The sequence below is a fragment of the Streptomyces lucensis JCM 4490 genome, from assembly GCF_014650035.1.
In the GTDB taxonomy this organism is placed as follows: domain Bacteria; phylum Actinomycetota; class Actinomycetes; order Streptomycetales; family Streptomycetaceae; genus Streptomyces; species Streptomyces lucensis.
The window spans coordinates 16451-39975 of record NZ_BMUE01000010.1; the positions used below are offsets into that span (position 1 = coordinate 16451).

The 23525-nt window shown below is 70.2% G+C and carries 13 protein-coding genes and 4 pseudogenes; 3 read left to right on the forward strand and 14 right to left on the reverse strand.

Annotated elements, in window-relative coordinates:
- Nucleotides 1–777: 777 nt before the first annotated feature.
- Complete coding sequence (locus tag IE177_RS22220; protein WP_190017136.1) at nt 778–1917, reverse strand: PucR family transcriptional regulator; 1140 nt, start codon at nt 1915–1917, stop codon at nt 778–780.
- An 87-nt stretch (nt 1918–2004) separates the two neighbouring features.
- Here IE177_RS22220 and IE177_RS22225 point away from each other — a divergent pair, with 87 nt between their 5' ends.
- Entirely contained in the window at nt 2005–3069 is a 1065-nt protein-coding gene (locus IE177_RS22225) for a ferredoxin reductase (RefSeq protein WP_190017137.1), read from the forward strand.
- Between the two features lie 7 nt (nt 3070–3076).
- Nucleotides 3077–4195 (forward strand): fatty acid desaturase family protein, encoded by a 1119-nt coding sequence (locus tag IE177_RS22230; protein WP_190017138.1) that lies wholly within the window; start codon nt 3077–3079, stop codon nt 4193–4195.
- Nucleotides 4196–4636: 441 nt separating this feature from the next.
- Here IE177_RS22230 and IE177_RS22235 read toward each other — a convergent pair whose 3' ends face one another.
- Both IE177_RS22235 and IE177_RS22240 read right to left on the reverse strand, forming a co-directional pair.
- A complete protein-coding gene (locus tag IE177_RS22235) occupies nt 4637–6322 on the reverse strand; it encodes a ribonuclease J (RefSeq protein WP_190017139.1) in 1686 nt (561 codons plus the stop codon).
- Nucleotides 6323–6902: 580 nt separating this feature from the next.
- On the reverse strand, nt 6903–7247 hold the full coding sequence (locus tag IE177_RS22240; protein WP_190017140.1) for a helix-turn-helix domain-containing protein: 345 nt from the start codon (nt 7245–7247) through the stop codon (nt 6903–6905).
- Nucleotides 7248–8068: 821 nt separating this feature from the next.
- Here IE177_RS22240 and IE177_RS22245 point away from each other — a divergent pair.
- Nucleotides 8069–8370 (forward strand): annotated as a pseudogene (locus IE177_RS22245) (IS30 family transposase); the annotation flags it as partial.
- Nucleotides 8371–8424: 54 nt separating this feature from the next.
- Here IE177_RS22245 and IE177_RS22250 read toward each other — a convergent pair.
- From IE177_RS22250 to IE177_RS22295, 11 genes and pseudogenes are all read right to left on the reverse strand, one after another.
- Entirely contained in the window at nt 8425–8712 is a 288-nt protein-coding gene (locus tag IE177_RS22250) for an SCO5918 family protein (protein WP_190017141.1), read from the reverse strand.
- Between the two features lie 49 nt (nt 8713–8761).
- Nucleotides 8762–9163 (reverse strand): CBS domain-containing protein, encoded by a 402-nt coding sequence (locus IE177_RS22255; protein WP_190017142.1) that lies wholly within the window; start codon nt 9161–9163, stop codon nt 8762–8764.
- Between the two features lie 45 nt (nt 9164–9208).
- Complete coding sequence (locus IE177_RS22260) at nt 9209–10705, reverse strand: DEAD/DEAH box helicase (protein WP_190017143.1); 1497 nt, start codon at nt 10703–10705, stop codon at nt 9209–9211.
- Between the two features lie 346 nt (nt 10706–11051).
- Nucleotides 11052–11255, reverse strand: a complete 204-nt coding sequence (locus IE177_RS22265) for a cold-shock protein (RefSeq protein ID WP_014145516.1) — start codon at nt 11253–11255, stop codon at nt 11052–11054.
- Between the two features lie 875 nt (nt 11256–12130).
- Nucleotides 12131–12373, reverse strand: coding sequence for a DUF5302 domain-containing protein (locus tag IE177_RS22270; RefSeq protein WP_190017144.1), 243 nt, complete (start codon nt 12371–12373; stop codon nt 12131–12133).
- Nucleotides 12370–12798 (reverse strand): annotated as a pseudogene (locus IE177_RS35900) (hypothetical protein); the annotation flags it as partial. The gene IE177_RS22270 and the pseudogene IE177_RS35900, both read right to left, overlap by 4 nt.
- A 159-nt stretch (nt 12799–12957) precedes the next feature.
- Nucleotides 12958–16035, reverse strand: a pseudogene (locus IE177_RS22275) (alpha-amylase family glycosyl hydrolase); the annotation flags it as partial.
- A gap of 163 nt (nt 16036–16198) precedes the next feature.
- Nucleotides 16199–19285: pseudogene (locus IE177_RS22280) on the reverse strand (alpha-amylase family glycosyl hydrolase); the annotation flags it as partial.
- A 140-nt stretch (nt 19286–19425) separates the two neighbouring features.
- Nucleotides 19426–21123: a carbohydrate-binding module family 20 domain-containing protein gene (locus IE177_RS22285; protein WP_190017146.1), complete on the reverse strand. Its 1698-nt coding sequence runs from the start codon at nt 21121–21123 to the stop codon at nt 19426–19428.
- 334 nt (nt 21124–21457) lie between these two features.
- Nucleotides 21458–22435, reverse strand: coding sequence for a dTDP-glucose 4,6-dehydratase (gene rfbB, locus IE177_RS22290; protein WP_190017147.1), 978 nt, complete (start codon nt 22433–22435; stop codon nt 21458–21460).
- Nucleotides 22432–23499 (reverse strand): glucose-1-phosphate thymidylyltransferase, encoded by a 1068-nt coding sequence (locus IE177_RS22295; protein WP_190017148.1) that lies wholly within the window; start codon nt 23497–23499, stop codon nt 22432–22434. The genes rfbB and IE177_RS22295 overlap by 4 nt, the downstream gene beginning before the upstream one ends.
- Nucleotides 23500–23525 lie beyond the last annotated feature (26 nt).

Genomic DNA, 23525 nt, shown 5'->3' on the forward strand with positions numbered 1-23525 from the left:
GTGCGGCGTTCGCCGTCTCACGGACGCAGCGCTCCCGCCAGGGACGGACCTCGGTGGGGCCTCGCCGTATCACCCGTGTATCACACGGCCATCCCCGACTGGGCGGCCCCTACCGGACCAGGAGGCCCTGACCTGCATATTCATGCCCGCACTGGACTGGCGTAGACGCCCCTAGACGGTCTCTACAACCTGTGCCATGTGGTACCCAGTGAGGGACCCAGGATCAGGACCGGGGCGTCTTCTGGCCCGTCAAAGCGGTATTGCAGGGTGTTCGGTGGTGTCTCACTCACGCCCCAGACCCTCTCACGTCTCACGACTGCCCCTACGACGTGGGTTGCGGCTGCACAGGTCTGACCAGGTGGAAGACCTCCCGGGCCGCGTAGCGCTTGAGAGGTTCCGACTTGCCGCGACGACGGCGGTCGGCCCGGTCGAACCGGTTCACATCGGTAACGGCCACGCCCTGGGCCAGCAGGTAGTCGTGATGACGCCTTTCCGGCAGGCCCCTATCGAGACACGCCCAGTCGGCCCGAGACCAGCGACGCACCGCCCCCGGCCGCTGGTCGACACAGTGTGAGCAGGACACTCCGGTCAGGCATCTCAGGAGTCAGACCCCGCCGCAGGACAGCACCCACCTACCGTTCTCCGTCTGTCCCGCTTGCAGCCACGTCAGCTCGATCGCGTCGCTCACCCGAACCGTCCCGGCTGCAAGGACGTCCTGGTGGACACCGAGCACGATGCCGGGATCCGCCGGGAGTTCGTGGACGGTCGAAGTACGCGTCAACTGGCCCGAAGACCGACCGCCAGCGTCAGTTCAAGGACCCGGTGTGGCGATGCGAGATCCGGAAACAGCTCCCGCAGCTGCGACATCCGGTACCGGACTGTCTGGGGATGGACGAACAACGCCGCCGCCACCTCGTCCCGCCGGCCCTGGTGCAGCAGCCACGCCCGCAACGTCTCCTCCAGCCGCCGTGCGGTCGCAACAGGCAAGGTGCGCAACGGTGCGAGGGCTCGGACACGCAGGTCTGCGAACGCGTCCGCGTCGGCGCTCAGCACCAGCTCGGGCAGGTGGTCCTCGGTGTCGCGGATATCAGAGGAGAGGGAGCGCGCGCGTACGGCTCGTGCGTACGAGGCGGACGCACGAGTCCATGGCCGGGCCGGGCCGGCCACGGCGGTGCGGTCGGTCAGCTGCCGCAAGAGATGTGATCGGTCGGAATCGGGGACGAGCAGCACACCGGTGGCATCCGGCAGATCGTCGAGGACGAGGGTGCTCGGGTCGAGCGCGCGGTAGGCAGGCCGGGCCTGGGCGGCGGGCAGCAGGACCGCCGTCAGCGTAACCGGAGGCTGCCATCCGGCCCGTTGAGCAGAGGCCAGCAGCACGTCCGGGCTCGCGCCGGCGAGGAGGTCGCGGGCCAGGTGTTCCAGGTGGCGCTCATGGGCCCTGCCCCGGGCGGCCAGTTCGTCGGCGTGGCCCGCGGCGCTCGCGGCTGAGAGCTCGTCGATGTAGGCGAAGGTCAGTTCGGCGAACTTGGCGACCTCGGCGGCGGGCAGACCTGCGGACACGGCGCCCGCTGCCAGGCATCGCCAGGCCACGCGGGCGCCGACGCGGTAGGCGCTGAGCAGGGCGTCCATCGAACGGCCGTCGCGCACCTCGCCGCGGCCCAGCTCGTAGGCCGCGTCACCGCCGCCGCCACCCGTGGCGTTCCCGCTCGCGAGGTCCAGGTAGTGCCCCAGGGCGGTGCGAACGGCTCGGCGGATGGTGCCGCCCATGCTGCCCGAAAGGGCGTTGGCGTAGGGAGGGACCTCGTCGATGATCGCCTGGACGACCTCGTCGGCGGTGGTCTTCAGCGCGGCCCGAAGTGCGGTGACCGTCGTCTCATCCAGGGCCAGTTCGCTGGCCCTCTGGGTTACACGACTCACGTTTTTATTCCCTGCGAACAATTCCACCCACCAGATTCACGTCCTACGGTCAGGACTTTACGCCCTGAGACGCAGCAAGCTGGAGGCATGACAAGTGCAGCCCTCCGCAGCCGGGCGTGGAAAGTGCTGGAGATGGTCACGACGCCGCTGCTGCCGTCGGACTACCTCGACCTGGTCAGCCCACTGCGTGCGGGCGCTGACCTGCGTGGGCGCATCGAGGCCGTGCACCCCGAGACGGATGACGCCGCGACTGTCGTGATCAGGCCGGGGCGGGGCTGGCGAGGCCACACAGCCGGTCAGTACGTGCGGATCGGGGTCGACGTCGACGGGGTGCGCCTGTGGCGTGCCTACTCCATCACCTCGCCGACGCACCGCCAGGACGGCCGCGTCACGATCACCGTGAAGGCGATCCCGGACGGCAAGGTCAGCAACCACCTGGTCCGCAGGGCGAGACCGGGCACGTTGATCCAGCTCGACCAGGCGACCGGTGACTTCGTGCTGCCGCAGGCCAAGCCCGCCAAGGTGCTCTACCTGACGGCCGGCAGCGGCATCACGCCCGTGATGGGCATGCTGCGCGACATCGAGTTCGACGACGTCGTCATGGTCCACTGCGCGCCGCGGCCGCAGGACGTGATCTTCCGCGACGAACTGCACGATCTGGTCGCGGACAAGAAGATGCGGCTCGTCGAGGTGCACACCGACACAGACGGCATGCTCGACATCGCCCGTCTCGACGAACTCGTGCCCGACTGGGCCGAGCGCGAGACCTGGGCTTGCGGGCCCGCGGGCCTGCTCGACGCCGCCGAAGAGCACTGGAGCGAGCACGGCGTCCAAGAGCGCCTGCACACCGAACGCTTCCGCCCCGGCATCGTCGTCGCCGCCGACGGATGCGGCGGCGGCGAGGTCACGTTCCGCGCCACCGGCAAGACCGTCGCCGCGGACGGCGCCACGCCGTTGCTGGACGTCGGCGAGGAGGCCGGCGTGCTCATGCCGTCCGGGTGCCGCATGGGCATCTGCTTCGGCTGCGTCACGCCGCTCAAGGCGGGCGCCGTCCGCGACCTGCGCACCGGCGAGATCACCGAGGCCGAGCCGGGCGTCCTCATCCAGACCTGTGTGTCCGCCGCGGCGGGCCCTTGCGACATCGAACGGTAGGAGCCCTTTGACCGCCATCGACCCCACCGCCCACCTGACGGCGGAGCAGATCGAGGAGCTCGGCCACGAGCTGGACGCGATCCGCGACGAGGTGATCGCCGGACGCGGCGAGAAGGACGCCGCCTACATCCGTAGGGTCATCTCGGCGCAGCGCAAGCTCGAGCTGGTGAGCAGGGGCGTGCTGCTGTTCTCGGTCTTCCCGCCCGCGTGGCTGCTCGGCACCGCCGGTCTGTCCGTGGCGAAGATCATGGACAACATGGAGATCGGCCACAACGTCCTGCACGGCCAGTGGGACTGGATGCGGGACCCGAAGATCCACTCCACCACCTGGGAGTGGGATCACGTCTCGCCGGCCGACCAGTGGAAGCACTCGCACAACGAGCTGCACCACACGTACACCAACGTGATCGGCAAGGACAACGACCTCGGCTACGGCATCATGCGCGTCGACGAGGACCAGGAGTGGCACCCGTTCCACCTCGGCCAGCCGCTGTGGAACTTCATCAACGCCTGCTTCTTCGAGTACGGCATCGCAGCGTACGACCTGGAGCTCGGCGAGAACCTGCACAGACGCCGCCGCAAGAACCCGGAGTTCCGCGCGCGGGCCAAGGCCGTGGGCCGCAAGATCCGCAAGCAGGTGCTCAAGGACTACGTGATCCACCCGCTGCTATCGGGCCCGTCGTTCCTCACCACGCTCGCCGCCACGTTCACCGCGAACCTGGTCCGCAACCTCTGGTCCCACTCGGTGATCATGTGCGGGCACTTCCCCGAGGGCGTACAGGTCTTCGAGCGCCGGTCGATCGAGGGCGAGACGCGCGGCCAGTGGTACCTGCGTCAGATGATGGGCTCGGCGAACATCAGCGGCAGCAGGGCCATGCACTTCATGACCGGCAACCTGTCGCACCAGATCGAGCACCACCTGTTCCCGGACCTGCCGAGCAACCGGTACGCCGAGGTCGCGGTGAAGGTGCGCGCGCTGTTCGAGAAGTACGAGCTGGAGTACGTCACCGGCCCGCTGCCCAAACAGGTGTTCTCCGCGTGGCGCAAGGTCTTCCGGCTCTCGCTGCCGAACAAGAAGCCCGAGGTCAAGACGCCGGACCGTGAGCGGGAGCTCGTCGCCGCCTGACTGTTACAAGCGCCTGGCTCACGAACCCGATGTCAGGCGCCCTTGTCCGCAGGCTCCAGAATCTCCACGCACCTCACGTGATGCGTCATCGGAAACACGTCACAAGGTGTGTGGACGGGAGGAGAATCTGCGCAGGTCGCATGGGGTTTTCCCGCCTTGGGCGCGGGCGGTGAGGCGGCCGCAGCGTCACATGAGCGTCATGTCTGACGCACTTTTGCACCGGGCTGTCCGCGTTTCTGATGCCCATGGCCGTCATGTTGCTGCTCGGGCGGCAGGTCAGCTGCCGGGGGTGCTGCGGGATGCCCGGCGCAGCGCTCGCCACCGGGCCGCCCGGGGCGACCCGGTGGGCCGGTGATGAGGCTGGACATCAGGACCGACTCGTCGCCGGGTCACACCTCGTGCACATCGGCGTCCGCCCCCGGACGCCTGCCCGGGTGTGGCTCAGGCGTCGATGATGACGGGGATGATGAGGGGCTTGCGGCGGTAGGTGCGGAACGCCCAGTTCGCCACGGCGCGGGCGATGAGCTGTTCGAGTTGGCGCGCGTCCCCGACGCCTTCCTCGGCCGCGGCGGCCAGGGTCTTCTCGATGACGGGGACGACCGGCTCGAAGGTGGCGTCGTCGTGCACGAAACCGCGGGCCAGGAAGTCGGGGGCCTCGGCGAGGGCGCCGGTGTCCGCGTCGACGATCGCCACCACGGTGACCACGCCTTCGGCGGCGAGGGTGAGGCGGTCCTTGAGGGACGCCTCGGTGGCGCCGCCGACCTCCATGCCGTCCACGTAGACGTTGCCGGCGGGGACCTTGCCGGTGATGGACGCGCGCCCGTCGACGAGGTCGACGACGACGCCGTCCTCCGCGATGACGACCCGGTCGGGGTCGACACCGGTACGGATGGCGAGGTCGGCGTTGGCCCGCAGGTGGCGCCATTCGCCGTGCACGGGCATGACGTTGCGGGGTTTGACGATGTTGTAGCAGTAGACGAGCTCGCCCGCGCTGGCATGCCCGGAGACGTGCACCTTGGCGTTGCCCTTGTGGACCACGTGGGCGCCCCACCGGGTGAGTCCGTTGATCACCCGGTAGATGGCGTTCTCGTTGCCGGGGATGAGGGAGCTGGCGAGCAGGACGGTGTCGCCCTTGCCGATGCGGATCAGGTGGTCGCGGTTGGCCATCCGTGACAGCGCGGCCATCGGTTCGCCCTGGGAGCCGGTGCACACCAGCGTGATCTTGTGGTCCGGGAGCTTCTCCAGCTCCTTCGTGCTCACGACCAGACCGGAGGGGACCTTCAGATAGCCCAGGTCACGGGCGATGCCCATGTTGCGGACCATCGACCGGCCGACGAAGGCGACCTTGCGGCCGTGCTGGTGTGCGGCGTCCAGGACCTGCTGGATGCGGTGCACGTGGCTGGCGAAGCTGGAGACGATGACCCGGCGCGGCGCGGTGCGCATCACCTGCTCGATCGCCGGATTCAGCTCGCGCTCGGACGTGGTGAAGCCGGGTACCTCGGCGTTGGTGGAGTCGGTGAGGAACAGGTCCACGCCCTCCTCGCCGAGGCGGGCGAAGGCGCGCAGATCGGTGATGCGGTCGTCGAGAGGGAACTGGTCCATCTTGAAGTCACCGGTGTGCAGCACCATCCCGGCCCGGGTGCGGATCGCGACCGCGAGGCTGTCGGGGATGGAGTGGTTGACCGCCACGAACTCGCAGTCGAAGGGCCCGAAGGCACGCCGGTCGCCCTCCCGCACCCGCACCGTGCGCGGCCGGATCCCGTGTTCCTTGAGCTTGGCCTCCAGGAACGCCAGCGTCAGCTTGGAGCCGACGAGGGGAATGTCGGACCGCTCGCGCAGCAGGTACGGCACGCCGCCGATGTGGTCCTCGTGGCCGTGGGTGAGGACCACGGCCACGATGTCGTCCAGCCGGTCCCGGATCGAGGTGAAGTCCGGCAGGATCACGTCCACGCCGGGCTGGGTCTCCTCGGGGAACAGCACGCCGCAGTCGACGACGAGCAGCTTGCCCGCGTGCTCGAAGACGGTCATGTTGCGGCCGATCTCACCCAGGCCCCCCAGGGCGATGACCCGCAGCCCTCCTTCGGGAAGGGGCGGGGCGGCTTTCAGTTCGGGGTGCGGATGACTCATACCCTGACGGTACCCGGAGACTGGCAACGGTGATCCATTACCTCCTCCCGACAGGGTCGGGGCACCACAACGGATGTCCGGGGACGATCCGATGACGCCGGCGGCCGGACAGGGAGGGGTCAAGGCGGGGTCCAGCCAGGGTGCGCTCGAAAGCCGCCACGAGAGGATCTTGGATTCCTGAAGGCGGCTGGTCAGGATGCGGTAGGCATCGCGCAGGCGAGCGGCGCCAGGTTTCTGCCGAGGCCGGCATGCCCCGTCGCGTCGGGAATGAGGTCGGCGGGGTAGGGAGCCGGCAGCGGCTGCATGAGAGGCGTCGTGCCAGGCGCGCGGGACGGCACGGACGTCGACACGGCAGGCGTGTGCCTCACTGGGCCTGGCAGGCCACCGATGGGCAACCGGCGCGCCGGCAGAACTCCGGCCGGGACTGGCGGAACCGTTTCGGACAGAGAAGGACCCCGGCGTGGTGATTGCCGGGGTCCTTGCCCCCGTGGCAGTCGGGGGCGCTCGTTTCAGGGACCGAGGGGGGGTCCAGGCGGTGGCGGGCCGTGAGCGTCGTCCGTGTCTTCGTGCCGGCGTCCGGTCAGGCCGAGGTCTTCTGCTGCGGCTCTGGGCCTTGTGTGCGCGTTTGCTCGTTGATGCGCTGCGCTTCTTCGAGTTGGTCTTCGAGGACGATGATGCGGCAGGCAGCTTCGATGGGGGTGCCCTGGTCGACGAGTTCGCGGGCACGGGCAGCGATGCGCAGCTGGTAGCGGGAGTAGCGGCGGTGGCCGCCTTCGGAGCGCAAAGGTGTGATCAGGCGGTGTTCGCCGAGGGCGCGCAGGAAGGCGGGGGTGGTGCCGAGCATGTCGGCGGCCCGGCCCATGGTGTAGGCGGGGTAGTCGTCGTCATCGAGAGGGGTGACGGCGCGGGAACTGCCAGGGGGCATAGACCTCTTCTTCCGGGGGACGCGTCGGGGGGCCCGGGCGCCGTACTGGCACCCGGACCCCGAGCTTTCAACACCATCTACCGGCGAACTGCGCCGGCCCTGTATGTCCGCAGGATCCGCCTGGGAGGGCGGGACTGCGGGGATCGCGGATGCGTGACCGGGGACCACCTTCCAATCCGGGGCCTGCGGTACCCGGGCGGACTGCTTCCTCGCCCGGGCGATCCTGATGGCGTCTCGCTCCTTACCTTCGGTTACTCGGTGGTACTGCTGGATATCGCGGGTACTGCTCACGACCCTCCTGGGCCGTGTCCTGCTTGACCTGCCGGCATGGCAGTTCATGTCTGCCGCGCCCACTTCGACTTCCTGGGTACGACAAAGACAGTAACCCTGCGACGGGCCAATGTCTACTGTCGTCACGACAGGTTTTCTCCATGGTTAGTGTCTGGAGTTCTTCCGCAAAGACACTCGGAAGAGTGCTGTCCCGGGTTGCTTGCCGGCTCGGCGACCACATGCTGAGCCTTGAGGCACAAAACCGATCCAGGTGGGGTGACAGCGCATGACCGCCATGGAGACCGGCCTTCACATCGGTACTGCCGTTGGCGCTGAGACTGATCATGGCCCTGAGTTGAGGGCTGCCGCCGCCCCTGGGCCGCCGAGGTAGGCGCGTCAAACGGGCCATGGGGTGATCTTGTCCCGTGAGTGATTCGCAGCCGGTGTGCGCGGAGGCCGGCTGGCCCGCTTCCATGAACGACGACGGAAGGCTCGCTGCAGCAGCACGGCGCCGCCGCTGTCCGCAACGCGCTCACCGAGACCGCCCAGACCTGCCGCCTCACCTGATGCGGCCCCTGACCTGGGATCAGGGCATCGAGATGGCCTCCCACCGCGCCTTCACCATCACCACGGACATCCCGGTCCACTTCTGCGCCCCGGCCAGCCCCTGGCAGCGCGGCTCTACCGAGAACCCCCACGGCCTGCTGCGGCAGTACTTCCCCAAGGGCACCGACTTGTCCCGCCATCCCGCGAGGACCTGGACGCCGCCGCCACCGAACCCAACAGCCGCCCACGCAAAACGCTCGACTGGGAGACCCCAGCCGAGCGTCTGTCTAAACTGCTCGCCGCTTGATCAACTCACCGCAGTGTTGCTACGCCCCCGGAATTCGCCCACGCCGGTGGGGCCTCACTGCTCTGTTCGGGGCCCGTACGGGTCGGCCACGAGCGCAGATGCGGCGGTAGGGCGGGTGCGGCAGGTGAAGCCGAGTTGGGTCATGGCCCTGAGGACTTCGCCGGTGCTGAAATCACGCCGGTCCTGGCGGGTGACGACCTGGCCGACCTGCTTGGCGGGGTAGTGGCGTCGTCCGATGATGACGAACTCACCGCTGACCAGCTCAGGTGTGACGCCCTTCATCGATTCCACCACGCCGCTCTTGGTCAGGTCGAACGGGAAGCGGGCGATGACACAGCGCATGATGCCTCCAGGGAGAAGGGAAGACGGGGCCGGGTAGGGTGACGGCGGTTCAGCGAGAGAGGGCGAGGACGCCCAGAGCGTTGCCGTGTCCGTCGACCACGGGCGGGGCCCCGGGCCGGGGGCAGCGCATCGCACGCTCGGCTTCGGCCCTCGTGGCCGGCGGCGGGGCGAAGGGCCCGATGACGTCGGCGATGTCACGCAGGCGGATCCGGTCCGTGTATCCGGAGCCGTCACGAACGGCCGTGAGCCGGTCCCGGGTGACCAGGCCGGTGCACATACCGTCCTCGTCGCAGACGGCCAGCTGACCTGTACGGGCGGCGACCATCACGGACAGTGCCACCTCCACGGTCATGTCCTCCCAGACCTGCGGTCCGGCCGCGTCCGCGGGATCGGCCGCCGTCTGCACCGCGTTGGTACGTGTCGAGCGGAACTGCGTCTGGTCCAGCGTCAAAGGGTGCCTCCTGCGAAGTTGGGCGGGCTTCCTGACACCAAGGTTCTATGTCGCCGCACTGGCGGTGGACTGCCGTACGGGCGCGCGGCGGGCCGCCGAGACGGGGCGGCGCCGACCGCGTGAGGTGGCGCCGCGCTTCTTGGGGCGTTCGACCACCGGTGCGGTGATGACGACCGGGATGCCGGAGGGGGCCTGGGCGCCGGTGATGCGGTGCAGGGCCTCTTCGCCGACGCGGACCTGGGTGGTCTGCGGGACGATGCCGGCCGCTGCCATGAGGCGGGTCATGCCGCGGCGCTGGTTGGGGGTGACCAGGGTGACGACGCTGCCGGACTCTCCTGCGCGGGCGGTGCGGCCGCCGCGGTGGAGGTAGTCCTTGTGGTCGGTCGGCGGGTCGACGTTGACGACGAGGTCGAGGTTGTCGACGTGGATGCCGCGCGCCGCGACGTTGGTCGCTACCAGCACGTTGACGTGTCCGGTCTTGAACTGTGCCAGCGTGCGGGTGCGCTGTGGCTGTGACTTCCCGCCGTGCAGGGCGGCGGCCCGGACCCCGCTGTTCAGGAGGTGTTCGGTGAGGCCGTCGACGGCGTGCTTGGTGTCGAGGAACATGATCACGCGGCCGTCGCGTGCGGCGATCTGGGTGGTTGCCGTGTGCTTGTCGGCGCCGTGAACATGGAGCACGTGGTGCTCCATCGTCGTGACCGCGCCGGCCGAGGGGTCGACGGAGTGCACGACGGGGTCGCTGAGGTAGCGGCGCACGAGCAGGTCGACGTTGCGGTCGAGAGTGGCGGAGAACAGCATGCGCTGGCCTTCGGGGCGGACCTGGTCGAGGAGGGCGGTGACCTGCGGCATGAAGCCCATGTCGGCCATCTGGTCGGCCTCGTCTAGGACGGTGATTGAGATCTGGTTCAGTCGGCAGTCGCCACGGTCGATGAGGTCTTTGAGGCGTCCCGGCGTGGCGACGACGACCTCGGCGCCGGCGCGCAGCGCGCTCGCCTGCCGGCCGATCGGCATTCCGCCCACCACCGTGGCCAGCCGCAGCCTCACGGAGCGGGCGTACGGGGCGAGCGCGTCGGTGACCTGCTGCGCCAGCTCACGCGTGGGTACGAGGATCAGCCCCAGCGGCTGCCTCGCCTCGGCGCGCTGACCGGCCGTACGGGCCAGCAGCGCCAGCCCGAAGGCGAGGGTCTTGCCGGAGCCGGTGCGGCCACGGCCCAGTACGTCCCGGCCGGCGAGGGAATTCGGCAGGGTCGCGGCCTGGATCGGGAAGGGTACGGTCACGCCTTGCGAGCTGAGCGCGCCCAGCAGCGCCCCGGGCATGTCGAGATCGGCGAAGCCCTCCACGGCGGGGAGTGCGGGAGTGATCGTCCTGGGCAGCGCGAACTCCCCCTGAACCCCGGCGGGCCGGCGGCCGTAACCACCCGAACGGCCCGGCCCGCCGGAGCGGCTCCTCGCCGACGAACCGAATCGGCTGCCGCCCCTTCCGGATTCGGCACTGCCGTTACGGGTGCGGGTGAAGCGGTCGTTCGTGCGTGTGCGGTTCATGCGGAACCTTCCTCGATACGGCACATATCAAGGAATTCCCGCAGCGATCAGCAGCACAGAGAATTGCAAGAATGGACCGGTGGAATGCGAAAGCGAATCTGCCCGACGAAAAATCCGTGCGGCACAGGAGCTTGAATGAGTGGCGCGAAGCGGACGCAATGTTCGGGCGTCCGCCGCGATGAAGCTATGAAGGTATGCGTGCACCCCTGGAGGGTGCCCCGTATGCCGTGAGCCTACGGGTTTCCTGGTTGTCGTCCACAGGCGAAACCACTGCGGAAAATGCGAGTAGCTGGGGCCCGCACCCCGAAGGACGCGGGCCCCAGCTACAACTACGCGACAGTCAGCCTCAGGCGAGAACGATGTTCTCGGCCGTCGGGCCCTTCTGGCCCTGCGCGATGTCGAAGGTCACCTTCTGGCCCTCCAGCAGCTCACGGAAGCCCTGGGCGGCAATGTTCGAGTAGTGGGCGAACACATCAGCGCCGCCACCGTCCTGCTCGATGAAGCCGAAGCCCTTTTCCGCGTTGAACCACTTCACGGTACCAGCAGCCATGCCATTTCTCCTTTGGGGCAGTGCATCGGGATCCGCACTGCGCGGACCCTGTGTCGCTGCGATGATCACCCCGCCCGGAAAAAGAACCGGATAACAAAAGTGCGTCCAGTGGCACAGGCGCCGGCCGGAGGGCACGTGAAGTTTTGGGAACCACAACTGCAACTGAGATCGACAGTAGCACGCCGAAGCGGCCTGTGTACGGCGAAGAATCCCACCCCCCTTAAGGCGGTAGAGAATCTGTCTGCCTGTCCCGCTGAAACCTCAGCTCGCGGGCACAGATTTTGACCCAGCCGGAGCGCAACGTTTCGGGAAGCTTTGCGGGCGCGCCCGGCGTAGGGGCTACGCCCTCAAAAGGATGGTGCGGGCGGGCGTGGAGATCAGGGTGGCTCCGGCAAGGGTCACGGCCCGTCTCCGGCGCACGCATGGCAGTGGCCATATCGAAGACCATCAAGGACCAGACCGTCGATCAGCTCGGTGGAAACAGCAGCATCCTGAGGCGGCAACGCCGTGAGCACGAGGAAACGGCGGCTGACGGATCAGCACCTGACCCTCGACGACCTTCACCAGCGGGAACGGGCCCGGACGGCGAGGAACTGACGACAGCCGCAGTCGTTTTTCACAGCGGTACAGGGGCACGCAAGGCGCGCACCCGCCGCGTACCTCGGACAAGGCAGTGCCCTCATCCCGGAACGCCGGTTCGGCGGCGCCACCGAACCGAGCCAACCGCATCTGGGCCATTCCCCCACCCGAGTCCCCCGGCTACACCCCGCCCGCAACGCGCGCACGGACATGCGCGCGTCGCGGGCCACCGCACGGGACGCCCGAGTGGATAGCGCGAGTGCCGGGGAAGCGGTCAGATCGCGGGACTCATCGACTCAGCCGCCGCTCTTGCGCCTGAACGACCGCTGGCTCGCAGCCGGGCCATGCGCCGAACGCGCCTTCGACGCATCGGAGTTGGCGGCAACATCAGCGGCGTCCGCCTCCGCACCGCGCTTGCGCGCCAGGGCTTCGCGGAACTTGCGCTTGAGGTCGTAGTTGCCGTCGCTGTCCGGCTCCAGAGGGGACGTCTCCGGGGCAGCCGTCTCCGAACCTTCCGTAGATACGGGCTCTGCGGTCACGGTGATCTCCTGGGTTCGGGGGGGGGTGGGCAAGCACAGCTTGTCATGCTGGGCGCAGTGCGAGGCGTCGGCGACATCATCCTGCTCCGTTTCGGCGGGTATCCCCCTCGCGGCCAGAGGCGTTGACTTCGCAGGTGAGGCGCACATGACAGCTTTGGCCCGGGCCGAGGGTCGCCGATCCCGTGGCCAGGAGATTCGCCGCCGGGGCAACGGCTCTCAGGCTTTCGGGGCTTGCCGCCGGCGCCGCGGGAGGTGCCCTTGCTGGTGCCGAGGCCGCGGAAGGGAGCATTGGTGTTCTTGGGTCGGGCGACGGCGGGCCCGCCGTCGAGCGGGATCCCGGAGGGAGTCTTGGCGCCGGTGATCCGGCTCAGCTCCGCCTCGCCCGAGCGCACCTTGGTGACGGTCGGCTCGATGCCGGCCCCGGCTCGATAAGGTCGTGCAGGCGTCCGGGGGTGGCGACGACCACCTCGGCTCACTGGCGCAGCGCGGCGGGCCTCGACGTAATCAGGACCGACCGGGAAGCGCCCGCTCCGCCCCGGCGGTGTCCGCGGGGCGGAGCGGGCGCGCCCGCACGGTGGCGGTCAGGAGGTGCGGACGGCGGTGGCGGCGAGCAGCGCGCCGTTCGCGGCCCGTTGGGTGGCGAGGAGCTGGCCCCGCTGGGCGGCCGGGATCCGGTCGCGGTCGCGGGGGTCGACCGTGAACGCGGGCCGGCCCGCCAGCTCGGGGTGCGCCGCCTCCTGGGCGTCCGTCAGCTGCGCCGGGATCAGCCGCAGCCAGTACCCCTCGTCGGACAGCGCGCCGTCCTCGATGGTGATACCGCCCTCAGGGGCGTACACGAGCTGCTGGCTGGTGGAGTCGGTGGCCTTCACGTTCCACACGACCGTGTCCGCGTCGATCCAGCGTGCCTTGGCCGTGCCGAGGTCCAGGTCGGGCGCGCCGGACATGGTGGGCAGGAGGTACCCGGTGTCGCCGCCGATCAGCCACGCCTCCTTGCCGTAGGTGCCGAAGTCCAGGGAACGGTCGGCGGCGATGTCCTTCTCGTCACCCTTGTGGATGATGTAGCTGAGCGAGGTCGCGCCGTCGGCGAGCGGCACCTCGAAGGTGACTCCGAAGGCGTCCCGCCGCACCGGGGTCAGGGGAGCCGACCACTCGGTGGGGTTCTTCGCGCCGGTCCAGGTGTGCAGGCCCCAGCCGTCGTAGTCGCCGTCGGCCCGGTGGTAGTGGATCACGGCCTTGGTGGCGTCGGGTGCCGGGTACGCGCCCTGCGGTGCCGTGTCCGATTGGCCGTCGTCGCCCTGCCGGATCCAGACCTCCCCCGTCCTGGCCAGCTCTACGGTGCGTTCCGGGCCGTCCGCCGCGCCGTCGCGGGCGACCTTGTAGGTCACGCTCCGCGCGCCGTCCTCCGGCTTGACCCAGGCGAAGGCGCCGTAGGCGTCGCGTCCGGTGAACTCGGCCGTCCGGCCGGAGGATTCGAGGCGCCAGCCGGTGTAGTCGCCGTCCGCGCGCAGGTAGTGCACGACGGCGTAGTCGCGGTGCACGGCGCTCGGCGGCTGTTCCACCGGTGGCCGGCCCGTGGACGTCGCGGCGAGGGCGCTCGCGGTGCGGCCGGCCCGGTCGACCGCGACGGCCTTGTAGCGCACCGGGGTGCCCTGCTTCAGCGTGCCGGGCAGGTGCTGGACGACCTTGTAGGGGGCGTGGTCGGCGGTGCCGAGGGTCCGCCAGGGGCCGTCTCCGGTCTGGGCGGCGAACACGACGCGGTTCAGGCCGCCGCCGCTGACGTCCGCGGAGACCTCGACGTCGCCGGTCGCGCCCGGGGCCGGTGCCGTGAGTGTGACCGAGGGCCGGGTCGCCGGGGTGCCGAGCCGCTTCGCCGCCTTCCAGACCACGGCCGACAGCGCCGGCACGGTGACGGTCACCTCGGCGCCGGCGCCGCTGGACACCGTGGCACCGCTGCCGTACAGGCCCCGGTAGGCGGCGTGCGCCGACCCCGTGGGGATGCGCACGGTCCGCGGCGCGGAGGCGTTGTTGAAGGCCACCAGGTAGTCGTCGCCCCGGCGGGCGTCCGTGCGCGAGAACGCGTAGACGGAGTCCTTGGCGTACCGCTCGGTCTGCACGCCGTCGCGCAGCGCCGGGTTCTCCCGGGTGAGCCGTGACAGGCCGGCGACGGCCCGGTACAGGGGGTGGGTGGGATCGTAGGCGTCGGAGGCGGCCGTGCGGCCGGTGCCGATCTCGTCGTCGTCCAGGTAGTCGGGGACCTTGGAGGCGAACATCGTCTGGCGGGCGTCCTTGTCGCCGCCGGCTCCGGTGAAGCCCTGTTCGTCGCCGGAGTAGATCACGGGGTTGCCGCGCGACAGGAACATCAGTTCGTGGGCGAAGCGGTCCCGCCGCAGGAGTCCGGCGTCGTCGGCCTTCGGGTTGTCCTTGAGCAGGAAGCCGCCTATGCGGCCCATGTCGTGGTTGCCGAGGAAGGTCACCTGCTCGTAGGCGTTCGCCTTGCCGGTGGTGTAGCGGTAGTCCTGCGCGAAGACGCCGGCGAGCCGGCCGGCGTCCCTGCCCTGGGAGGCGTACTGGCGGATCGCGTCCTGCAGCGGGAAGTCGAGCGTGGCGTCGAGGCGGCCCTGCCGCACGTACGGCGAGGTGACGGACGCGTCGGAGGACAGCGTCTCGCCGAAGATGAAGAAGTCCTTCCGGCCCTTCTTCGCGGCGTACGCGTCGAGCGCCGTCGCCCACTGGGTCCAGAAGGGCATGTCGACGTTGCGGACGGTGTCGACGCGGAAGCCGTCGACACGGAAGTCCTCGACCCACTTCTCGTAGATCCGCTCCATGCCGTGCACGACCTCGGGGCGCTCGGTCCACAGGTCGTCGAGGCCGGTGTGGTCGCCGTAGAGCGTGCTCTCGCCGACGAAGGTGGAGTCACCGCGGTTGTGGTACACGGTCGGGTCGTTCAGCCATGCCGGGACCTTGGCGTCCCGTTCGGCCGGCCCGACCTTCGGCGTGTAGGGGAAGCCGCGTTCGTCGACCTTGTGCATGCCCTTGGCGTCGTCGAAGGGGCGGCCCTCGGTGTCCAGGTAGGGGTAGGCGCCCTTGCCGCGGTAGCCGAAGGTGTTCTCGGCGTAGGTGACCGTGTCGGCCGTGTGGTTGGTGATGACGTCGAAGAAGACCTTCATGTGCTTGGCGTGTGCCTTGCGGATGAGTTCCGCGAGGTCGGCGTTGGTGCCGAAGTGCGGGTCGACCCGGGTGAAGTCGGTGATCCAGTAGCCGTGGTAGCCGGCGCTCTCGCCGTTGCCCTGCACCGGCTTGTTCATGAATATCGGGGCGAGCCAGATCCCGGTGGTGCCGAGGCCCTTGATGTAGTCCAGCTTGCTGATCAGGCCCTTGAGGTCACCGCCCTGGTAGAAGCCCTTGTCCGTGGGGTCGTACCCGGTGGCCGTGCGGTCGCCGGACAGTCCGCCCCGGTCGTTGGCGGCGGAGCCGTCGGCGAACCGGTCGGGCAGCAGGAAGTAGAACTGCTCACGGGTCAGGTCGTGCCGGGAGGCCACCGCGGCCAGCCGGGCGTCCGACGGCGGCGCGGGCACCCGCGCCGCCGCGCTCGCGGGCGGGGCGGCGCTCAGCGCGGTGGCCAGGAGTGCGGTGGCGGCCGCCGCGGTGGCGGCACGGGTCAGGGTGCCCTGGCCGCCGCGGTGACGGCGGCCGGCGGGTGGTGCGGCCGGGTTGCCGCCGGCGGTGGGTGATGGGGTCACGGTGCGGCTCTTTCCTCTCGCTCTCGGCGCCCTGCCGGAAGTGGCCCTTCCGGCAGGGCACTCGGGGTCAGTGCGCGGGCAGGTCGACGGTGGTCGCGCCGAGCAGGGCCCCGTCCTGCCCGCGCTGGGTGGCGATCACCTGGCGGCTCGCCCTGGCCTCGGCGATCCGGCCGCGGTCGCGCGGGTCGACGGTGAAGGCCTGGTGGTCCGCGAGCTCCGGGTGGGCGGCCCGCTGGGCGTCCGTCAGCCGCGCGGGGTTCAGGCGCAGCCAGCGGCCCTCGTCCGACAGGGACCCGTCGCGCAGGGTGATGCCGCCGTCCGGGGCGTAGACGAGCTGCTGGCTGGCGACTCCGGCGCCGGTCCCCCGCCACACCACGGTGGTGTCGTCCAGCCAGGTCGCGGCCGAGGTGGTGAGGTCGAGGCCGAACGCGCCGCCGAGGGACGGGGTGAGGTAGGCGGGGTCGCCGGCCACGCGCCACACCTCGTGGCCGTAGAGGGAGAAGTCCAGGGCCTCGTCCACGGGGACGTCCTTCTCCTCCTTCTTGTGCAGGATGTAGCTGAGCGAGTCCGCGTGGTCGGACAGCGCAACCTCGAAGACCAGGCCGAAGGAGTCCCGGCGTACCGGGCGGATGGGGTCGTTCCACTCCGGCGGGTGGGCCGCTCCGGTCCAGGCGTGCAGGCCCCAGCCGTCGTAGTCGCCGTCGGGGCGGTGGTAGTGGATGACCGCCTTCGCCGGATCCGGCGCCGGGTAGGCGTCCGCGGGCCGGGTCGCCGTCACGGTGGTGCCGCCCTGTGCGGTCCACACCTCCGGCGCGGCGGCGAAGTCCAGGGTGCGTTCGGGGCCGTCGGCGGCGCCGTCCTTCTCCACGGTGAACGGGATCTCGGCGGCGCCCCCCGACGGGGCGAACCAGGCGAAGGCTCCGTAGGCGTCCCGGCCGTCGAAGGCGGCGGTCCGGCCGTCGGCCGTCCGCAGCCGCAGACCGGTGTAGTCGCCGTCGGCCCGCCGGTAGTGCACGACGGCCCAGTGGCGCGCCGCCGTCGGTTTCGTGGCCACCGGTGCCCGGCCCGCCGTGGTGGCGGCGAGGTCGCTCGCGGTCCGGCCGGCGCTGTCGACGACGACCGCCTTGTACCTCAGGGGCGTGCCGGCCGGGACGTCCGCGGCGATGTTCTGGGTGATCCGGTAGGGGGCGTGGTCCGCGGTGCCGAGGGTCTGCCAGGCGCCGTCGCCGGTCTGTGCGGCGAAGACGACCCGGTCGTAGGCGCCGCCGCTGACGTCGGCGGAGATCTCCACGGTTCCGGTGGCGCCCGCCGCCGGGGCGTGCAGGCTCAGCGAGGGGGTGTCCGCCGGTGTGCCGAGCGGGCGGTCCGCCCGGTACACGACCGCCGACAGGCCCGGGACGGTCAGGGTGACGTCGCCCTCGGCGTCGCTGTGCACCGTGCCCTTGGTGCCGTACAGCGCCTGGTAGGGCGTCCGGGTCTGCCCGGCGGGCAGGGTGACGGTCCGGTCCCCGGCCGCGTTGTTGAACGCCACCAGGTAGTCGCGCCCCTGGTGGACGTCGGTGCGGGAGAAGGCGTACACGGAGTCCTGGGAGAGGCGTTCGGTCTGGACGCCGTCGCGCAGCGCCGGGTTCTGCCGGGTGAGCCGCGAGAGGCCGGCGATGGCCCGGTACAGGGGGTGGTCCGTGTCGTAGGCGTCGGAGGCCGCCGTGCGGGTGGTGCCGATCTCGTCGTCGTCCAGGTAGTCGGGGACCTTGGAGGCGAACATCGTCTGGCGGGCGTCGACGTCCCCGCCGGCACCGGTGAAGCCCTGCTCGTCGCCGGAGTAGATCACGGGGTTGCCCCGGGAGAGGAACATCAGCTCGTGGGCCAGTCGGTCGCGCCGCAGCAGTTCGGCGTCGTCCGCGCCGGGGTGGTCCTGGGCGACGAAGGCGCCGATGCGGCCCATGTCGTGGCTGCCGAGGAAGGTGACCTGGCTGTAGGCGTTCGTCCGGTCCGTGCTGTAGCGGTAGTCCTGTGCGAAGACGTGGGCGAGGTCGCCGGCGGGACCGCCGCGCGAGGCGAAGTTGCGGACGGCGGCCTGGAGGGGGAAGTCCAGCGTCGAGTCGAGCCGGCCCTGGGTGACGTACGGAGCCGTGATGGACGCGTCCGCGGAGAACGCCTCGGCGAACAGGAAGAAGTCCTCGCGGCCGTGGCGTGCGGCGTACCGGTCCAGGGCGGTGGCCCACTGGGTCCAGAAGGCCATGTCGACGTTCTTGGCGGTGTCGACCCGGAAGCCGTCCACGCCGAAGTCGCCGACCCACTTCTGGTAGATCTCCTCCATTCCCCGGACGACTTCGGGGCGTTCGGTCCACAGGTCGTCCATGCCGAGGAAGTCGCCGTACAGGGCGCTCTCGCCGGCGAAGGTGGAGTTGCCCCGGTTGTGGTACATGGCCGGGTCGTTGAGCCAGTCCGGGACCTTGCGGTCCTCCGGGTCGGTGGAGACCCGGGGGGTGTACGGCGCCCCGGCCGCGTCCGTCTCCCGCATGCCGGTGCTGTCGTCGAAGGGGCGGCCCTGGGTGTCCAGGTACGGGTAGGCGCCCTTGCTGCGGTAGCCGTAGCGTTTCTCGGCGTAGTCGACGGTGTCGGCGGTGTGGTTGGTGATGACGTCGAAGAAGACCTTCATGCCCTTGGCGTGGGCCTTGTCGATGAGCTCCGACAGCTCGGCCTGCGTGCCGAAGTGGGGGTCCACGCTGGTGAAGTCGGTGACGGCGTACCCGTGGTAGTTGGCGGTCGCCCTGCCGTCGCGGACCGTCACGGGTTTGTTCCGGAACACCGGCGCGAGCCAGATGGCGGTGGTGCCGAGCCCCTTGATGTAGTCCAGGCGGTCCGTGATCCCCTTGAGGTCGCCGCCCTGGAAGAAGTCCTTGTCCGTGGGGTCGTACCCGGTGGCCGTGCGGTCGCCGGCCAGGCCGCCGCGGTCGTTCGCCGGGGAGCCGTTGGCGAACCGGTCGGGCAGCGCCAAGTAGAACTGCTCCGTGCTGGCGGACGGGCGGTCCGGCTCCCGCGCGAGCAGGGCGTCCGGCGGCGCGGGCGCCGGCCCGGCGGCCGATGCCGGGGGCGCCAGCGGTGACAGGGCCGTGACGAGCAGGGCTGTGGCCAGGGCCGGTGCGTTGCGGCGGTTTCTGCCGACCACGTGACGCCTTTCTGTGGGATCTCGGTGCGGACAAGGGCGATCGCCCCCCCGGGGGGAGGGCGCGGGACCGCCCGGCGCGCGCGAGGCGACGGCCGGGCGGTCCGTTCCACGGAACGTCGGTCGGCTGCCCGCGGTGGCGGTCAGCCGCGCCAGGTGTCGTTCAGGGTCACGACACCGCCGGCCGGGACGGTGGCGGTCCGGTTGGAGCCGCTCTCCCAGGTGACGTTGCCGGCCGCGTCCTTGCGGATGTACTTGTACTGGAAGGACGTGCCCGCGGGCAGGGACACGTCGAGCTTCCACACGGGGTAGCTCGCCGGGTCCAGCTTCAGGGCGTTGGCGGTGTTCCAGGCGCCGAGGGCGGAGTTGTCGCCGACGACGTAGATGTTCTGCCCCCACTGGGTGGTGGCGTTGACGCCGAACGACGCTCCGGTCGCCGGGTCGGGGTCGGGGTCGGTGCTGGTGCAGTCCTTGGCGCCGACGTGCAGCGCGAGGGCCGAGTTGGCGCCGAGTGTGGCGGTGAACTGGCCGGAGGAGTTCACCGTGACGCCCTTGCCGCTCTGCACGTCGCAGTAGCCGCCGGCGGGCAGGGAGGTCTGGAAGGTGCGGGTCAGCGACGACCCCTCGTGGTTGATGGCGACGTACGCCTTGTCACCGCGGCCGAAGGCGATCTGGTTGCCGCCGTTGTCCCACCAGTTGGTCACCGCTGTACCGGCGGCCGCGTTGCGGAACTTGACCATGCTCGCGATCTCGCGCCAGGCGTGCTGGCACTTCCAGCCTTCGGTGTAACAGGCGTTCACCTGACCGTTGTTCGGCCCGCCGGCGTTGGTGTCGCTGAACTCGTAGCCGGAGTGCACGTCGGGCGAGCCGTAGGGCCAGGCCAGCATGAAGACGTGGGCGAGCGTGTAGTTGGCGCCGTCCTTGTAGGTGAGGCTGCCGCCGTTCCGCTCGGTGTCGTGGTTGGTGACGAAGACGGAGGCCTTGTCACTGGAGACGTAGCCCCACGCCTCGCCGAAGTTCTTCAGCTCCGCGAGCTTCTCGTTGTTGAAGACACGCTTGAGGTCGGAGGCGTAGTGGAACTCCTGCACGTCTCCGGTGTTGTAGTACTCCGGGGGCTGGACCGCCTCGCCGGAGGCACCGATCGTCTCCTGCTTCCAGTAGACGCCCGGGTTGGTGAGGCGGGACTTGATGTTGGCGAGGTCGTCCTCGGCGATGTGCTTGGCCGCGTCGATGCGGAAGCCGTCCGCGCCGAGGGAGAGCAGGTCGTTCAGGTACCCGGCGATGGTCTTGCGGACGTACTCCTCGCCGGTGTCGAGGTCGGGCAGTCCTCCCATCTCGCAGTGCTGGACGTTCCAGCGGTCCGCGTAGTTGCTGATGCTGGTCTTGCAGTCGTCCAGGTCGGCGGCCGAGTAGGTGCCGGGGTAGTCGTACTTGCTGAAGGTCGACCCGGCGCTGCCCGTGCCGGAGGCGTTCGCCATGTGGTTGATGACGGTGTCGACGACCACCTTGACGCCCGCCGCGTGACAGGTGTCGACCATGCTCTTGAAGTCCGACCGGTTGCCGAACTTCGTGCCGATCTTGTAGCCGACCGGCTGATAGGACGTCCACCAACTGCTGCCCTGGATGTGCTCGTTCGGCGGGGAGACCTGAACGTAGCCGTATCCGTCGGGGCCTAGCTCGTCCGTGCACGCCTTGGCGACGGACTTGAAGTTCCATTCGAACATCACCGCGGTGACGTCCTTGCCGCCGGGCGCGCTCGCCTGCGCCGGCGTCGGTGCCGTGACGGCCACAGCGGCTCCCGCCACGAGGGCGAGTGCAGCGGCCACGGTCTTTCTGGCCATGGTGTCTCCAGTTCGGGAGTGGGGTGATACCGGAGGACAGCCTCGATGGACAACGCGCCGTGCCAGGAAGCCGTTCGATGGTTGTTGCTGCAAGAATTTGCGGTCGAGACCGTACGGCGCGGGTTACCGCTGGTCAACCCCTCACGCAGAAAAGGCAGTTCATCAAGCAACAGTTGATTCCCGGTGGACGCAAACCCTTTCGCAAGGGTTTCAGCGGTGTTACCTTCTACGAACTCCGGCCCGTGGCCGCGGGGTTCGCAGCCGCTGCGTCCCCAACGCGCCCGGCCGCGAGCCGGAGTGTCCGCACGGCTCCCGCCGTGACTCCCGCCGTCGTTCAGAGGGAGGCGAGCAACGGCTCCCACCACGACCGGTGGGTGCGGTACCAGTCCACGGTGGCCGCCAGCGCGGACGCGAAGTCGGTCCGCGGCCGGTAGCCCAGCTCGGCGGTGATCTTGCCGTGGTCCGCCGCGTAGCGGCGGTCGTGGCCCTTGCGGTCGCCGACGTGCGTGATGCGCTCGGGGCCGGCGTCGCACCAGCCGAGCAGGCGGTGCGCGAGGTCCAGGTTGGTCAGCGAGGTGCCGCCGCCGATGTTGTACGTCTCCCCCGGCCGGCCCGCGGTGCGCACCAGCTCTACCGCCCGCACGTGGTCGTCGACGTGCAGCCAGTCCCGGACCTGCTGCCCGTCCCCGTACAGCGGCAGGCTCCCGCCGGTCAGCAGGGCGGCCACGAAACGCGGGATCGCCTTCTCCGGATGCTGATAGGGGCCGAAGTTGTTGGAGCAGCGGGTCACCCGGACGTCCAGGCCGTGGGTGCGGTGGTGGGCGAGCGCGATCAGATCGGCCGCGGCCTTCGAGGCGGCGTACGGCGAGCTGGGCCTGAGCTGGTCCTCCTCCCGTGCGGCGCCCAGTGGGAGGGAGCCGTACACCTCGTCGGTGGAGATGTGCACGAAGGTGCGCACCCCGTACCGCAGAGCCGCGTCCAGCAGGGTCTGGGTGCCCACCACGTTGGTGAGCGTGAAGGCGGACCCGTCGTCGATGGAGCGGTCCACGTGCGACTCCGCCGCGAAGTGGACGATCTCGTCGTGGCCGGCCGCCAGCCGCCGCACGGTGGCGGTGTCGCAGACGTCCCCCCGCACGAAGGTCAGGCCGGGACGGTCGCGCACCGGGTCGAGGCGGGTGAGGCTGCCCGCGTAGGTGAGCTTGTCGAGCACGGTCACCGCGACGCCGGGCGGCCCGGAGGGACCGAACAGCGCGCGGACGTACGCGGAACCGATGAAACCGGCTCCGCCGGTGACGAGGATGCGGGAAGTCATGAGGTGAGCTGCACCTTGCTGTGGTCGCCGATGACGAGACGGTGGGCCTGGGGAGGGCGGGGCGCGGCGGCCACGACCGCTTCGCGGCCGATCAGCGACCGCTCGATACGGGGTGCGCCCTCCACGCTCGCGCCGCGCAGGAGCACCGAGAACTCGATCGCGCTGTCCTCGATCCGGCAGTCCTCGGCGATGGCGGTGTACGGGCCGACGCTGGAGTTGCTGATGACCGCGCCCGCCCCGACCACCACGGGCCCGACGATGCGCGATCCCGTCACCACGGCGCCCTCGGCGATGCGGACCCTGCCCACCAGGACGCTGTGCGGATCGACCTTGCCGTCGACCTGCCCCTGCGTCCGGTCCAGGACGTGCCGGTTCGCCTCCAGCAGGTCGTCGACGCTGCCGGTGTCGCGCCAGGGCCGGGTGGTCGTCTCCGCGCGCACGGCGAGACCCCGGTCGATCATCCACTGCACCGCGTGGGTGATCTCCAGCTCGCCCCGGCCTGAGGGGCCGATGGCGCGCACCGCCTCGTGCACCGCGGGGGTGAAGGCGTACACGCCGACCAGGGCGAGGTCGCTGCGGGGCCGCTCCGGCTTCTCCTCCAGCCGCCGCACCAGGCCGTCGCCGCCGACCTCGGCGACGCCGAAGGCGGTGGGGTCGGGCACCGGGGTGACCAGCAGCCGGGCGGCGTCCCCGTCCGCGGCCGCCCGCCGGACGAACGCCCGCACGCCGTCCTCCAGGTAGTTGTCCCCGAGGTACAGCAGGAAGTCGTCGTCCTTCAGGAAGTCCCGGGCGATCAGCACCGCGTGGGCGAGGCCCCGGGGCTCGGGCTGGCGGAGGTAGGCGATGCGCAGCCCGAAGGCGGACCCGTCCCCCACCGCGTGCCGGATGGCGTCGCCGTGGGCGCCGACCACCATGCCCACCTCCTCGATGCCGGCGTCGGCTATCGCCTGCAGGGCGTAGTGCACCACCGGTCTGTTGGCGAGGGGCAGGAGCTGCTTGGCGCCTGTGTGGGTGAACGGCCGCAGCCTGCTGCCGGTGCCCCCCGCCAGGACCAGGGCCTTCACGTCAGCCGCCGGGGTCGCACAGGCGG